13 protein-coding genes and 3 pseudogenes are annotated in these 12,344 nt (G+C 71.0%); 5 read left to right on the forward strand and 11 right to left on the reverse strand.

All coding sequences use genetic code 11. From position 1 onward, the window contains the following. Positions 1-478: 478 nt before the first annotated feature. From ABZ815_RS25565 to ABZ815_RS25575, 3 genes are all read right to left on the reverse strand, one after another. Positions 479-682: an SUMF1/EgtB/PvdO family nonheme iron enzyme gene (locus tag ABZ815_RS25565; protein WP_357702013.1), complete on the reverse strand. Its 204-nt coding sequence runs from the start codon at positions 680-682 to the stop codon at positions 479-481. After that, the gene (locus ABZ815_RS25570; protein ID WP_357702015.1) at positions 679-888 is read right to left on the reverse strand and encodes a hypothetical protein; all 210 of its coding nucleotides are present in this window, start codon (positions 886-888) and stop codon (positions 679-681) included. The genes ABZ815_RS25565 and ABZ815_RS25570 overlap by 4 nt, the downstream gene beginning before the upstream one ends. Before the next feature lie 80 nt (positions 889-968). After that, positions 969-1,625 carry a TetR/AcrR family transcriptional regulator gene (locus ABZ815_RS25575; RefSeq protein ID WP_357702017.1) on the reverse strand — a complete coding sequence of 219 codons (657 nt, stop codon included), beginning with the start codon at positions 1,623-1,625 and terminating at the stop codon, positions 969-971. A 71-nt stretch (positions 1,626-1,696) separates the two neighbouring features. Here ABZ815_RS25575 and ABZ815_RS25580 point away from each other — a divergent pair, with 71 nt between their 5' ends. Continuing rightward, positions 1,697-3,175, forward strand: a complete 1,479-nt coding sequence (locus ABZ815_RS25580; RefSeq protein WP_357702019.1) for an MFS transporter — start codon at positions 1,697-1,699, stop codon at positions 3,173-3,175. Positions 3,176-3,191: 16 nt separating this feature from the next. Here ABZ815_RS25580 and ABZ815_RS25585 read toward each other — a convergent pair whose 3' ends face one another. Then, positions 3,192-3,779: a TetR/AcrR family transcriptional regulator gene (locus ABZ815_RS25585; protein WP_357702021.1), complete on the reverse strand. Its 588-nt coding sequence runs from the start codon at positions 3,777-3,779 to the stop codon at positions 3,192-3,194. 136 nt (positions 3,780-3,915) lie between these two features. After that, positions 3,916-4,350: an SRPBCC family protein gene (locus tag ABZ815_RS25590; protein WP_357702023.1), complete on the reverse strand. Its 435-nt coding sequence runs from the start codon at positions 4,348-4,350 to the stop codon at positions 3,916-3,918. 471 nt (positions 4,351-4,821) lie between these two features. Between ABZ815_RS25590 and ABZ815_RS25595 the strand changes: the two are divergent. From ABZ815_RS25595 to ABZ815_RS25605, 3 genes and pseudogenes are all read left to right on the forward strand, one after another. Then, positions 4,822-4,935, forward strand: a pseudogene (locus ABZ815_RS25595) (antibiotic acetyltransferase); the annotation flags it as partial. Positions 4,936-5,012: 77 nt separating this feature from the next. Beyond that, positions 5,013-6,275 (forward strand): erythromycin esterase family protein, encoded by a 1,263-nt coding sequence (locus ABZ815_RS25600; RefSeq protein WP_357702026.1) that lies wholly within the window; start codon positions 5,013-5,015, stop codon positions 6,273-6,275. Between the two features lie 120 nt (positions 6,276-6,395). Beyond that, positions 6,396-7,925, forward strand: a complete 1,530-nt coding sequence (locus ABZ815_RS25605) for an FAD-dependent monooxygenase (RefSeq protein WP_357702028.1) — start codon at positions 6,396-6,398, stop codon at positions 7,923-7,925. A 203-nt stretch (positions 7,926-8,128) separates the two neighbouring features. Here the strand turns inward: ABZ815_RS25605 and ABZ815_RS25610 are convergent. The 5 genes and pseudogenes from ABZ815_RS25610 to ABZ815_RS25630 all read right to left on the reverse strand — a co-directional run. Further along, positions 8,129-8,356: pseudogene (locus ABZ815_RS25610) on the reverse strand (hypothetical protein); the annotation flags it as partial. Between the two features lie 202 nt (positions 8,357-8,558). Continuing rightward, positions 8,559-8,888, reverse strand: a pseudogene (locus ABZ815_RS25615) (winged helix-turn-helix domain-containing protein); the annotation flags it as partial. Positions 8,889-9,144: 256 nt separating this feature from the next. Continuing rightward, a complete protein-coding gene (locus ABZ815_RS25620; protein WP_357702030.1) occupies positions 9,145-9,684 on the reverse strand; it encodes an ATP-binding protein in 540 nt (179 codons plus the stop codon). Further along, positions 9,681-10,361, reverse strand: a complete 681-nt coding sequence (locus ABZ815_RS25625; RefSeq protein WP_357702033.1) for a hypothetical protein — start codon at positions 10,359-10,361, stop codon at positions 9,681-9,683. Before ABZ815_RS25625 ends, ABZ815_RS25620 begins: the two co-directional genes overlap by 4 nt. Beyond that, positions 10,358-10,495: a hypothetical protein gene (locus ABZ815_RS25630; RefSeq protein ID WP_357702036.1), complete on the reverse strand. Its 138-nt coding sequence runs from the start codon at positions 10,493-10,495 to the stop codon at positions 10,358-10,360. Before ABZ815_RS25630 ends, ABZ815_RS25625 begins: the two co-directional genes overlap by 4 nt. 270 nt (positions 10,496-10,765) lie before the next feature. Between ABZ815_RS25630 and ABZ815_RS25635 the strand changes: the two genes are divergently transcribed. Next, the gene (locus ABZ815_RS25635) at positions 10,766-11,698 is read left to right on the forward strand and encodes a TIGR04222 domain-containing membrane protein (protein ID WP_357702038.1); all 933 of its coding nucleotides are present in this window, start codon (positions 10,766-10,768) and stop codon (positions 11,696-11,698) included. Positions 11,699-11,788: 90 nt separating this feature from the next. On the opposite strand, the gene ABZ815_RS25640 is transcribed toward ABZ815_RS25635, so the two are convergent. Continuing rightward, on the reverse strand, positions 11,789-12,344 hold a 556-nt coding region (locus ABZ815_RS25640), incomplete at its 5' end, for an alpha/beta hydrolase (protein WP_357702040.1).

Raw genomic sequence — 12,344 nt, forward strand, 5'->3', positions numbered from 1 at the left:
CCGCGCCTGCGGCTTCTCCGGCGACGCCAAGCAGGCGTACGTGGCCCGCCCCTCCTGACGTCGAGCGCCCCGAACGCCCGGCCATCCCCGCTCGCCCCTTCTGGCACCACTCCTCGCCGATGCCTCCCCACACCGGCCACGCACCCGTCTGGGGGTGCCGAGCAGGCCATGCGACGCTGCTGCCGTACAGCGGGCGGATCTCCACGCTCTCCGCCGTGGTCTGCAGGGGACCGGTCGACTGGTACCTGCGCGCCGCCCCGAGTGATGTGCGGGTCGAAGGCCCAGCCCTCGGCACCTCAAGGGGAGCGCCCGGGTAGGGGGCGTAGACGGTGGAGGTCCATTCGTCGGCGTTGCCCGCCATGTCCAGGACGCCGAACGGACCGGCCCCCTCGGGAACGAGCCGACCGGCGTGGTCGTGCCGATGCCCAGGTCCACGAGATTGGCCGGCCCGGTACGGTACTCCTCACCCCAGAGGAACTCACGGTCGTCGTCGCCCCGGGCGGCGCTCCCATTCGTCCTCGGTCGGCAGGGGCACCTCGACGCCGCCGAGCCGCTCCTCCAGCCACCGGCAACAGTCCGTCGCCTCCTGCCAGGTGACACCGATGACCGGGTGGTCCGCCGGCGCCTGCGGCACCGGCCTGCCGGTGGCCCGCGCGAAGAGCGTCCATGGCTCGACGGTCACAAGGATGGGGCGACCCGGAAGCCCGGGACGTGGATCTCGGCGCGCGGGGCCTCCTTCCGGTACCACTCCACCGGCACCCCGGTGTCGGCGTAGCGGCGCGCGACCTCCTCCACATCTTCGGCGGGCGTGCCCCGCCGCAACGTTCCGGCCGGGATCTCGACCCAGTCCACCGGTTCCACGCCCATGACGCCGCCACAACTCTCCATAGAAGAGACACCATGATCGCGCCTACGGCTCGGGCACCGCGCACACCGGCGGCTGGAGCACGGCCGCTTCCTCCCCGACGTCACCCTGACACGTCGCATGAGGGGCCGTGCTCGTCACGCCACCGCTTGGTGGCGACGCCCGCCATGACCACCGATACGACGTCTTCGGCAAGTTCTGGCGTGATGGGCAGGTGCCCGAAGAGCACGCGGTAGTACGTGGTCGACGCGAGCATGTCCAGCAGAAGATCGATGTCCGCGTCGGGTCGGACGTCACCCCGGTCGATGCCGCGACGCAGCGCTTCGGCAGTGGTGGCGCGGCGCGGATGGAAGAAGGTGTCCATGAACTCCTTCTCCAGCCGGGGGTCGTCGGCGAGGTCCGCGACGAGCCCGGGCAGCGCTCTTCGGCCCACGGTGCTGGTGAAGGCCTCGCTGAGGGTGCCGATACCGGCGATGAGGTCGCAGTGGGTGCAGCCGGTGTCGGGGGTCGGCGTGGTGCCGATGGTCTGGGCCAGAGCCGACACGACCAGGTGCTGGCGGGAGCGCCAGCGGCGACGCAGCGCGGGTTTGCTCGTACCGGCGCGGGCGGCCACCGCCTCCAGCGTGAGGTTGCCGTAACCGACCTCGTTGAGGATCTCCATCACCGCTTCGGGCACGGCCTCGTCGATCCGGGTGTCCCGCGGCCTGCCGGAGGCTTGGCGGGCCCCGGCTTTTCCTCCGTCGCTCCTGGTGTTGCCCATGCGGCAAGTATAGGTAACATGGAAGTTACATTCCGATACGGAACGAAACGAAATCCTGAGGAGTCCACTCCATGTCCCACACCCCCGCCGACGCGACGGACAGCGACCCTGCGCACGCCCCTGAACAAGCCCCACTTTCTCCCTCCGCAGAGAAAAGAGCCGGTGAGGAGGGCGTCTTCTCGGGCGCATACCGCGCGCTCACCCTCGGCGTCCTGCTGTCGGTCGGCATGGTCGCGTTCGAGTCCCTCGGGGTGGCGACCGTGCTGCCCGGCATCGCGGAGGACCTCGACGGCCTGGGCGCCTACGGGTGGGGCCTGTCGGCACTGATGCTCGCCAACATCATCGGCACCGTGCTCGCCGGGCGCGCCGCCGACCGCCGGGGCCCCTGGCGTCCGATGGCCCTGGGCATGCTCGTCTTCGCAGTGGGCTGCGTGGTGGCCGGCGCCGCCCCCTCCTGGCTGCTGTTCCTGGTGGGCCGCTTCGGACAGGGCCTGGGCGTAGGAGCGGTCATGTCCATGGCCTACACCATGATCGGACTCGCCTACCCCGAGCGCCTGCGGGCCCGGATGTACGCCCTGCTGTCCTCGGCCTGGACGATCCCTTCCCTCGTCGGCCCCGCCGTCACAGGCATCCTGGCCGACCACCTCACGTGGCGGTCGGTCTTCCTGCTCATGCTGCCGATCGCCGGGGTGGCCGCTCTTCTCACTCTGCCCGGCCTGCGCCGCCTGCACCGCGCAGAAGCAGCCGCCACCGCCCCTGCCCCGGCCGCTCCGTGGTGGAAGCGTCCGCTGGCCGGCGCGATCCTGCTCACCGTGGGCACCGGCGTACTGCTCCAGGCACTGCTGCTGAAGAACCCCGTCCTGATGATCGTGCTGGCCGTGGCCGGTGTCGCCGTCGCCGTGCCCGCGCTGCGCCGGGTCACCCCGGAAGGCACCCTCAGCGCCCGGGCCGGCCTCGGGGCGGGGGTCGTCGTCCGTGGCCTGCTGTGCGGTGTATATTTCGGCAGCGAAGCCTTCCTGCCCCTCGGGCTGCAGCAGCTGCGGGGCATGGGCGCCACACTGGCCGGTCTGGGACTGTCCGCCGGAGCCATCACGTGGGTTGTCGGCGCAGGGCTGCAGGCCAGGCGGGACAACGGGAAGAACGGCACGCGCACGGCCTCCACCGTGCTGGGCTTCGCCGTCCTGCTGGCGGGCGTCGCCCTGATCGCGCTCACGATCCTGACCAGTGCACTCCCCTCCTGGATCGCCCTGGTCGGATGGGCCGTCGGCGGCCTCGGCATGGGCATCGGCTTCAACGCCTCCACCACCGCCACCCTGGAGCAGGCCCCGCCGGAGCGGCAGGGCGAGGCCAGCGGCGCGCTGCAGCTCGCCCAGACCCTGGCGACCGGCGTGATCGCCGGGCTCGGCGGCGCGGCCATCGCCTTTGCCCAGAACCACGGCGGCTCCACCCGCACCGCACTGCTGGGCGTCTTCGTCCTCACCGGCCTGCTCGCCGTCGCGGGCATGCTGATCGCCCGCAGGCTGCGCCCCGAGGCGGCACGGCTGGGCTGACCCCGGGGAAAGGACGTCAATTCGTATGGGTGGGGCCGATCCCGGTGAACAGGGCGTCGAGGATCCGGTCGACGTATTCATGAGTCAGCGGTTCCTGGGTGACCAGAAGCTGGAAGTACAGCGGGCCGGACAGGATCGCCATGGCCAGGTCGAGGTCGAAGGAGGGCGACAGTTGACCCTGGTCGCGGGCCGTCCTCAAGCGAGCGACGGTCTTGTCCGCCTGTGGGGCGATGAAGCGCTCGTTGAGTGCGGTGGCGATCTGGGGATCGTGCTGGGCCTCGCCGATCAGGGCCTTGAACAGGGGGCCGACGGGTGGTTCGGCCAGCAGGTCAACGGCCGAGTGGATCTGGGCGCGCAAGTCGGCCACGAGGTCGCCGGTGTCGGGGTAGTCCAGGGCGGGCCCGTTCACCGACAACAGCGAGTCGAACAGCAGGGCTGCCTTGGACGGCCATCGGCGGTAGAGGGTCTGCTTGCTGGCGCCCGCCCGGATGGCGACCGCCTCCATGCTCAGTTTGGCGTAGCCGATCTCCTGGCCGAGCTCCAGCGTGGCCCGCATGATGGCCTCGGTCCGGTCGGCACCGCGACGGTGGGGCGTGTCGGTCATGCCGACACCCTATCGGTACGGAACGTTCCGTACGGGCAGGGGGGCATGGGCGCGGACTCCAGAACGGACAAGGGTCCGATGCGAGATCTTCCCTTGGGGCCTGTGGTCGTCGCGATGCTGGACGACCACGTGGGGGTCAAGAAGCGCAGAGGCCGGCCAAGCGGCGGACATCGGCACGGATCGACCGGCGCAGCAACCACCTCAGCACCGGCTCCAGCAGCCTCTCGGAGGTCGCGCGTGGGGTGACGCGCACGTGGAAGGTGAAGCGGCACCGGTCCTCACCGAGCGGCTCGACGAGCCTGCCGCCCTCGGCGTCGATCCCCGAAGTAGTGCGCCAGGCGAACGAGCGCCCCGGCTCCACCCGGATGACCTCGCCGCCGTTGCGGTAGGTCCGGCCCGCGAACCGCATCACCTCGGCGGTGGTCATGCCCACCCGGACGATGCCTTCGGGGTGCGGCGCCATCGTCTCGACGCCCTTGCGCCAGCGTGGGTCCTGGCCGTAGTCGGCGACGACCGCCCACACGCGCGCGGCCGGGCAGGCGATCTCCCCGCCCTCCTGAAGCTCGATCATTCGGCGATGATAGGGGTTGGTCGAGATGCCGGTCGGCACGGTCGACGTTCGTGGTCACCGCACTGGCGGCCGGTCGGGCACGACTCTGCACCCGCGACGCCCCGGGTCCGAGACCGGAGAACGGGCCGTGAAGGTCATCGTGACGACGGCTGCCGAGCACGGCGTGGCGCCGCGGCCGGACGCGTTCGCCGCCGTACGCGGTGCGGATGACGGTGGCGCTGAAGGAGGTCGGGCATGTCTCGGGGCTGCCCTAGCTGGCCACTGCCGCCCACGCCTTATCGGTACGGAACGTTCCGTACTTGACAGCGAGCGTCCGCCTTGGACATCATCCTATCCGTACGGAACGTTCCGTACCGATAAGAAGGGTTGGGTCGTCTGGCCCGATGTCCTCACCGTCGACACCTCATGAGAAGACGATCGCGTGACGCCTGTCCCCCTGACTCGACCGTGCCGCGTCCCATGCCCGATCAGCCCGGCGTCCGCATCGGCCACGGAGCGATCGTCGCCTCCGGCGCCATGGTCGTGGGCGACGTTCCCGACTACGGCATCGTCGGCGGCAACCCGGCCAGGCTCGTCCGCCGTCGCAGTGGCGACGCCTACGGCGTCACGCACCTCCGTCCGTCGTTCCTTCACCTTTCCACGATCAGAATCGAGCTGTCCACATGCCCGCCTCGTCCCGCCGTGCCCCGTTCGCCGACTGGCTGCGCGGCCACGCCGTCCCGCTCACCCACCTCGACCCCGAGGCGCCGCTCGACGACCTGGAGCCGCTGCGCGACCTCGTCGGCGACGCGCGCGTCGTCGCGGTCGGTGAGAATTCCCACTTCATCACCGAGTTCTCGCTCATGCGCCGGCGCATCCTGCGATTCCTGGCCGAACGCTGCGGCTTCACCGTCCTGGCCTTCGAGTACGGCTTCAGCGAGGGCGTCACCCTGGACGCCTGGGCCCAGGGCGAAGGCACGGACGACGAGCTGGCGACCCAGCTCGCCACGGCGATCCCCGTGGGGGTCGACGAGCCGCTGCGCTGGATGCGCCGGCACAACGCCTCAGCCGCCGAGCCGGTGCGCTTCGCCGGGATCGACATCCCAGCGGCCGGCGGGTCCCTGCTTCCCGCCCTGGCCCCGGTCGCCGACTACCTGCACCAGGTCGATCCCGAGACCTTCCCGATGATTCAGGAGGCGCTACGGATCGCCGGGTCGTTCGCCGGCTCCTCCGCGGCCTCGGCCGCGCCGGCCTGGACCCGCCTGGCCGCCGCCGAGCAGGACGCTCTCAGCGCGATCCTGATGCGACTGCTCATGCGCTTTCGCGCCGTGGAGCTGTTGTACCTCTCCCGTTCCGACCGGCCCAGCTATGACCTCGCCCTGCGCCGCCTGGAGGCCGCGTGCAGCGCCGACTACGGCTTCCGTGCCATGGCCGGCCTGTACGCCGGCACCGGCCTGACCGCCGACACCTCGGCCAGGGACGTCTACATGGCCGGGTCGGTCCAGTGGCACCTGGAACGCTCCGGCCCCGAGGCCCGCATCGTCCTGGCCGCCCACAACGCCCACATCCAGAAGACGCCGGTCTCCTTCAACGGCCGGCTCACCGGGCTGCCCATGGGGCAGCACCTGCACAACCGGCTGGGCGATGACTACGTCGCCCTCGCCCTGACCAGCCCCGCCGGACACACCGCCGACATGCGCCCCGACGAGAACGCGCGCTTCGGCTTCGCCATCGACAACACCGCGCTGCAGCCGCCCGAGCCGGGCAGCATCGAGGCCGCCTTCGCCGAGGCCGGGCTCGGGCTCAGCATCGTCGACCTCCGCCAGGCGCAGGCGGCGATCGGCCCTGACCGCATCCGGATCCAGAGCGCCTACGTGCACACGCCCGTCCTGGAGGCGTTCGACGGCATCCTCAACACCCCGATCTCCACCGTCGCCGACCTCTGAGACCGACATGCGGCACATCACGTTCCCATGTGGGCAGGCCGCGCCCAATGCACCGCTCAGGCGGCGCGGGCACGACATTCGCGTATTGCGCACAACGACAGATCCCAAGGAAAGTGACTGATGAAGAACGCCGACGTGATCATTGTGGGCGCCGGACCGACCGGCCTCATGCTGGCGATCGAACTGAGCTTGGCCGGGGTGCGGCCGCTGGTGCTGGAGCGGCACCCGAACCGCCGCGACACCCCCAAGGCCGGCGGTATCGGCGGCCAGATCCTGGAGCTGCTGCGCTACCGGGGCCTGCTGGAACGCTTCCAGGCCGCCTGCCCCGGCCCTGTCCCGGCACCCCGATTCCCGTTCGGCGGGGTGCATCTGGACTTCACCCGGCTGGCGGATCCGCCGCTGCACGCGCTGCCGCTGCCGCAGCAGCACCTGGAGCGGCTGCTCGACGAACGCGCCGGCGAGCTCGGTGTGGACGTACGCCGCGGGCACGAGGTGACCGGGGTGAACCAGGACGACGCCGGGGTGAGGGTGGACGCGCGGGGCCCGGACGGACCGTACCAGGTGAGCACCCGCTACCTGGTGGGCTGCGACGGCGCGCGCAGCCGCGTCCGCGACTGGGCCGGCATCGGCTTCCCCGGCACCGTCTACCCCGAGGTCAACCGGCTGGCCCAGGTCACCCTGCCCGGCACGGTCACCGTGCTCGGCAACGGCGATCTCGACGTCCCACGCTTCGGTACGATCCGCGCCGGTTTCACCCGCACCGACCACGGCCTCTTCGGCCTCGGCTCCTCGCCCGGCGCCACGAGCGTCTCCCTCTACACCATCGAGGACGAGAGCACCGAGTACGACGACGACGTCCCGATGACCTTGACCGAACTGCAGGACAGCATCCGCCGCGTGCTCGGAGCGGACCTGCCCCTGGCCGGATCGACGCGGCTGTCGCGCTTCACCTTCAAGGCCCGCCAGGCCGAGCGCTACCGGGCTGGGCGCATCCTGCTGGCGGGGGATGCGGCGCACCTGTTCCCGGCCACCGGCGTGGCGCTCAACGCGGGCATGCTGGACGCGGTCAACCTGGCCTGGAAGCTGGCCGCCGACCTGCACGGCTGGGCACCGTCCGGCCTGCTGGACACCTACCACGACGAACGCCACCACGCCGGGACCCGCACCATGCTGCACACCCGCGCCCAGGTGGCGCTGCGCCGCGGGCACGACCCGGCCGCAGAAGCACTCCGTGAGGTCTTCCAGGAGCTCCTCACCGACGAGCAGCCGCTGCGCCGCATGGGAGCCCTGGTCGCCGGAACCGACCTCCGCCACGCCATGCCCGGCACCGGCCACCATCCGCTGACCGGCACGTTCGCCCCCGACCTCACCCTGCACACCGACCAGGGTGTCACCTGCGTCGCCGACCTCCTGCACCCCGCCCGGCCCATCCTCCTCGACCTCGCCGACCGCTCCGATCTTCGCGAGGCCGCCCGCGCCTGGGGGCAGCGCGTCGACGTCCACACCGCCAAGACCGGCCGGCGACCGGCCGACGCCCTGCTGATCCGCCCGGACGCCCACATCGCCTGGGCCGCGCCCATCGACGAACCCGCCGAAACAGCCACACCTGCGCTACGAGAAGCACTCTCCCACTGGTTCGGCACGCGCTGACCCCGGCCGCGACCACAGGCCCCGGGAAAGCGGCAACCGGCGTGCCGGCCATGGGAATCGAACTCCGCCGGCCCGCGTCTTGACGACACAGCCGGTGGTCCGGCCGCACTCCTGGCAGGACTCCTGGGCGGCGTACGCCTCGACAGCATGGCGACGTCCCTGAGCAGTTCGAGCGTGGCGGAGTCCGCCCAGTGCAGGTCGTCCAGGACGATCACCAGCGGACGGGCCCGCGCGGCCTCCACGAGCCACCGGGCGACGGCCTGGTGGCGATGGGGTGACGCCGGCGGGGGCGAGCCGGTGGGCCAGCCGTCGTCCAGCAGCCCGCTCAGCGCCTGACGTTCGGCGGGCGGCACGGTCGCGGCCAGCGCGCGCAGCACCTGAAGCCACGGCCACAGCGGCGGCCCCCTTCCCCCTCGTGGCAGCGGCCCCACAGCACCAGATGTCCCAGATCCACGCAGTCGTCGCGGAACGCCTGCAACAACCGGGTCTTGCCGATGCCGGGCTCGCCGCTGACCGCCGCGACAACGCCTCCTCCAGCAGCGGCAGCGCCTCCGCGGGCGGGCGCAGCTCGGCCTCCACGACCAGCCGGCCGAAGCGCAGCGCGTCGACGTCCGTGGTGGCGAGCAGATAGCCGGGCCTGCGTGCCATCAGCAGCCGGGGCGCCGAGCGCGGCGCGCGTGACGGCTCCAGCACCCGGCGCAGGTTCGACACGTAGACGTGGACGGAGCCCACCGCGGTCGCCGGCGGCCTGCCCCGGTACAGGTCCTCGATCAGCGTGTCGGTGGAGACGACCGTCCCGGCCGCGGCCACCAGCCGGGCGAGGAGGGCACGCTGCCGCGGCCCCCCGGGAGTGACGGGACCGCGGGCGCCGAGAACCTCGAACGGACCGAGAACCCGGAACCGGACCCCCTCCGCACATCCGCCCGTCTCACCGGTCTTCGAGCCCGCTGCGCCGTTCCCCATAGGCGGTCTCCTCGTGAAGATCGGTTCGCGACATCCGCTCCATCGTGGCCGGTGCTTCGCGCGGTCTCGTCACTCGTGAGAGTGATGAGCAATCAGCCGGAAGCGGGGCGCGTCGACAGGCGAGCCCCGAGTCTCCGGGTGGTCACCGGGAGGTGTCCGTCGAGTCGGACGTCTCGGCGCGTACCGTCGAGATCAGCCGCCGCGCGGCGAGTAGCCGGTCGACCACGCTCTCGGGCAGGGCCGTACCAGAGGGCAGCTACGTGAAGGACGGCCACCGATCGGCGGCCCACTCGGTCCAGCCCGGCCAATCAGGGGGCGGGCTGCCGATCTCCTGCCCGTCGAGTTCCGCAGCGTCCGGCTCCTCGAACATCGTCCTCCAGCGCAACAGGTCTGTCTCGCTCATCAGGAAGGTCTGGTCCGGATCGGTCGACTGGCGATGAGCGATCCGAGCGCGTTGGGTCTCATGGTCGACCGGCACGTACACCAGGTCGCAGGACGCGCCGACAGACTTCGCCAACCAGCGGATGGCGGACCTCTCGTCACGAGACCAGCATCCGAAATCCAGGACCACGTTGGTTCCGAGCCTCAACGCCTCCAGCGCGAGCCAGAGCAGCCGTCCTTCCAGGACATCGCGCTTCCCGTCCGCCTCCGGCTCACCGAACAACGGAATCATCCACTCGTCAGGCGTCAACCGAAGCGCATTGTGCTCCTTGGCCAGCTGCCGAGCTCTTGTGGTCTTGCCGGCCCCTGGCAGGCCGACTGTCAGCAACAAGACGGTCACACCCGGATCGTTCATGGAAATGCACGTGCAAGACAACTGCTTTCCCTGCGAGCTGTGCAGATCTTGCTGTCGGTGAGCCTGGTCCTGAGGAATGGCGGAACAGTCGGTTCCGCACGCGCACAGACACAACACGGCGTCGCTCGGTGTCGACCAGCCTGTTCAGCAATTGGCCGCATGCACGTGCCGTCGACGTCGGCCACCTCTGGCGAGTTGCCCTGCAGGTCCAGGTTGAATTCGTGTCTCCTCAGCTGGTGAAGGCGCAGGGATCGCTGCGGGAGGAAGCCGAGCATGCGGATGAGTGTCGAGAGGATCACCCAGTGGACCAGTTCGATGGGCATGAGCCCGATGAAGGCCCACAGGGGTGATGTCGCGAGTAGCCATGCCGTGCACTGCCGTGCCAGGTAGCGCGGACCGAGCAGGTCGTCGCGTGCCCACCAGCGGTAGGTGTAGGGAAGGCGCTTGTGGAACAGGCGATACAGCGCCCAGTGCCCCAGTGGCGGGCGCTCCCGCAGGCGCAGGGCGATACCGCCACGTACGACGTCGAGCGAGTCGCGCAGGGTCGGCCTGGTCTGCTCCGGCTTCGCCAGGTCCAGCAGAGTGCCGATCAATGCCTCGCCCCGCGTCTGCCGATATCGGAGCGGGTAGGCCCGCGCGAGGAGCCGGCAGTGGCGTTCATAGGCATCCGTGATCACGTCCCGGGCTGGAGTCGTGCGCCGAGGCGGCGTTGCGCGGTGGCGGCGAGGCGGGCCAGGCGGGCGGTCTCCTCGGTCAGGAGCTCGGCGCCCTGGCCGGTCAGCTCGTAGTAACGGCGGTGCCGGCCGTCCACGACCTCTTCGCTGACGACACGGGCGAGCCACGACAGGATGGACCGCGGATGTGATCTACGTTGTAAAGGCGTCGAGCGGAATGGCATCACTGAGCCGTTGAGCACACCTCGTGCAACGAGGCTAAGGATCGCGACATGATCCGCCAGTGCTGGTACCGGCGGCGTCCGAGGTCACCGCGGGCGGTCATTCGTACGGGGAGGGCCGGATGTGGCGCTTCTCGGAACCTTCGTGTCCGCCTCACACGTTGATCAACGACACGGGAGGTGGGCGTGGACGTGATCCTCGCATGGCTGGCGGTGCTCCTCGGGGCGGTCACCGTCGGCACGGTCCTCGCCGCCGAGGTGGCGCACGTCCGCGCCCGCCTGAGGCTCGGCGGGCTGCGCGACGTCGACCTCGGCCACTACGAGCTCGCCTATCTCGCGGGCGGTCCCGTACGGGTGGCGGACACCGCGATCGGGCTGCTGGCCAGGGAAGGGGAGGTCCGCGTCTCCCGAGGCGGGAAGCTCCACCGCGTCTCCACGGCCGTGACGGCGGGATACCCCGTGGAGGAGCGGCTGGTCGCGATCCTCGCCGAGCGCAGGAGCCCGCCGGTCGTCCAGGTCAAGCGTCGTCTGGCGGAGAGTGCGGAGGTCGCCGGGATCAGGGGGCGGCTCGCCGACCTGGGCCTGCTCGTCGACTCCCGGAGCGTGCCCGGCTTCCGCGTCTGCCGCGACGTCCTGAAGCTGATCCCCACGGTCGCGGTCGTCGCCGCCGGGGCCGACGTGGTCTACATGATCGTCGCGCAGTCGCCGCCGCTGAGCGTGGCTGCCCTGTTCGGGTTCGGCGGCAGCTGGTTGGTGGCCAGGAAGATCCAGTCCCTGTACGTCAGGAATCGGCCGGTCCGGCTCGGCCGCGCGGGCCGCCACCAGTTGGAGAAGGCACGCCGGGCACACCCGTACGAGGCCGGGACCGACGCGGTGGCCGTGCCGCTCGCACTGTACGGACTGAGCCACCTCGGCGACCCGCACCTGTCCGCCGAGCTCGGCAAGCGTTCGATCCCGGACGGTCACCTCTACCCGGCCGACCACAACACCTCGACCGCCGGTTGCGGCTCCGTCGGCTGGACCCCGGACGACAGCGGAAGCGGCACCTGGGACGGAGGGGGCGGCGGCTGGGACGGCGGAGGCGGCGGCGCGGGTGACGGTGGAGGCGGCGGGTCCTGAAACGGCGCACGCCGGGCCGCCACGGCTGCCCGGGATCGTGATCGGCAGGCGAAGATGAGGCGATGGCCGCCCAGTGGCATGGGGACGGGGCTAAGGCTGCGGTGTGCGCTGCTGCGATCTCACTCGGGCGGTGAAGGCCTCGATGGCGTCGACGAGCGCCTCGAAGCGGACCGAATGGTACAGGTCGAAGGCGTGGTTGCCGCCGCGCAGCTCGGCGTAGACGACGGGGGAGGCCGACGTACGACGGAGCTGGTCGGCGAAGTGCCTGGCCTCGCCCACGGGCACCAGCGGGTCCAGATCGCCGTGGGCCACGAGGAACGGCGGCGCGTCGGCGGTGATGTGGGCCGGCGGCGAGGACTCGGGCCCCTGCCCGAAGTAGGCGCCGTACCAGCCGTTCAGGTAGACGGCGCCGGTCACGGAGGTGTCGGCGTGCTCGAAGCCCGGCTGGAAGGCGGGGTCGTTGGGGGTGAGCGCGGCCAGCGCTGCCATGTGCCCGCCCGCCGAACTGCCCGCGACGAACAGCGTGGACGGGTCGGCGCCGTACTCGTGGCCGTGCTCGCGTACCCAGGCGATGATCTTCTTGAGGTCGATCAGGTGGTCCGGGTGCTGGGCCTGGGGCCGCAGCCGGTAGTTGGCGCTGACGCAC

Source organism: Nonomuraea sp. NPDC047529, assembly GCF_040642995.1.
Taxonomy (GTDB): Bacteria; Actinomycetota; Actinomycetes; order Streptosporangiales; family Streptosporangiaceae; genus Nonomuraea.

What these genes read in the sequence shown, in the direction of transcription:
- ABZ815_RS25570 (WP_357702015.1), bottom strand. Translation starts at nt 888, where the DNA reads ATGGAGAGTTGTGGCGGCGTCATGGGCGTGGAACCGGTGGACTGGGTC.
- ABZ815_RS25575 (WP_357702017.1), bottom strand. Translation starts at nt 1,625, where the DNA reads ATGGGCAACACCAGGAGCGACGGAGGAAAAGCCGGGGCCCGCCAAGCC.
- ABZ815_RS25580 (WP_357702019.1), top strand. Translation starts at nt 1,697, where the DNA reads ATGTCCCACACCCCCGCCGACGCGACGGACAGCGACCCTGCGCACGCC.
- ABZ815_RS25585 (WP_357702021.1), bottom strand. Translation starts at nt 3,779, where the DNA reads ATGACCGACACGCCCCACCGTCGCGGTGCCGACCGGACCGAGGCCATC.
- ABZ815_RS25590 (WP_357702023.1), bottom strand. Translation starts at nt 4,350, where the DNA reads ATGATCGAGCTTCAGGAGGGCGGGGAGATCGCCTGCCCGGCCGCGCGC.
- ABZ815_RS25600 (WP_357702026.1), top strand. Translation starts at nt 5,013, where the DNA reads ATGCCCGCCTCGTCCCGCCGTGCCCCGTTCGCCGACTGGCTGCGCGGC.
- ABZ815_RS25605 (WP_357702028.1), top strand. Translation starts at nt 6,396, where the DNA reads ATGAAGAACGCCGACGTGATCATTGTGGGCGCCGGACCGACCGGCCTC.
- ABZ815_RS25620 (WP_357702030.1), bottom strand. Translation starts at nt 9,684, where the DNA reads ATGAACGATCCGGGTGTGACCGTCTTGTTGCTGACAGTCGGCCTGCCA.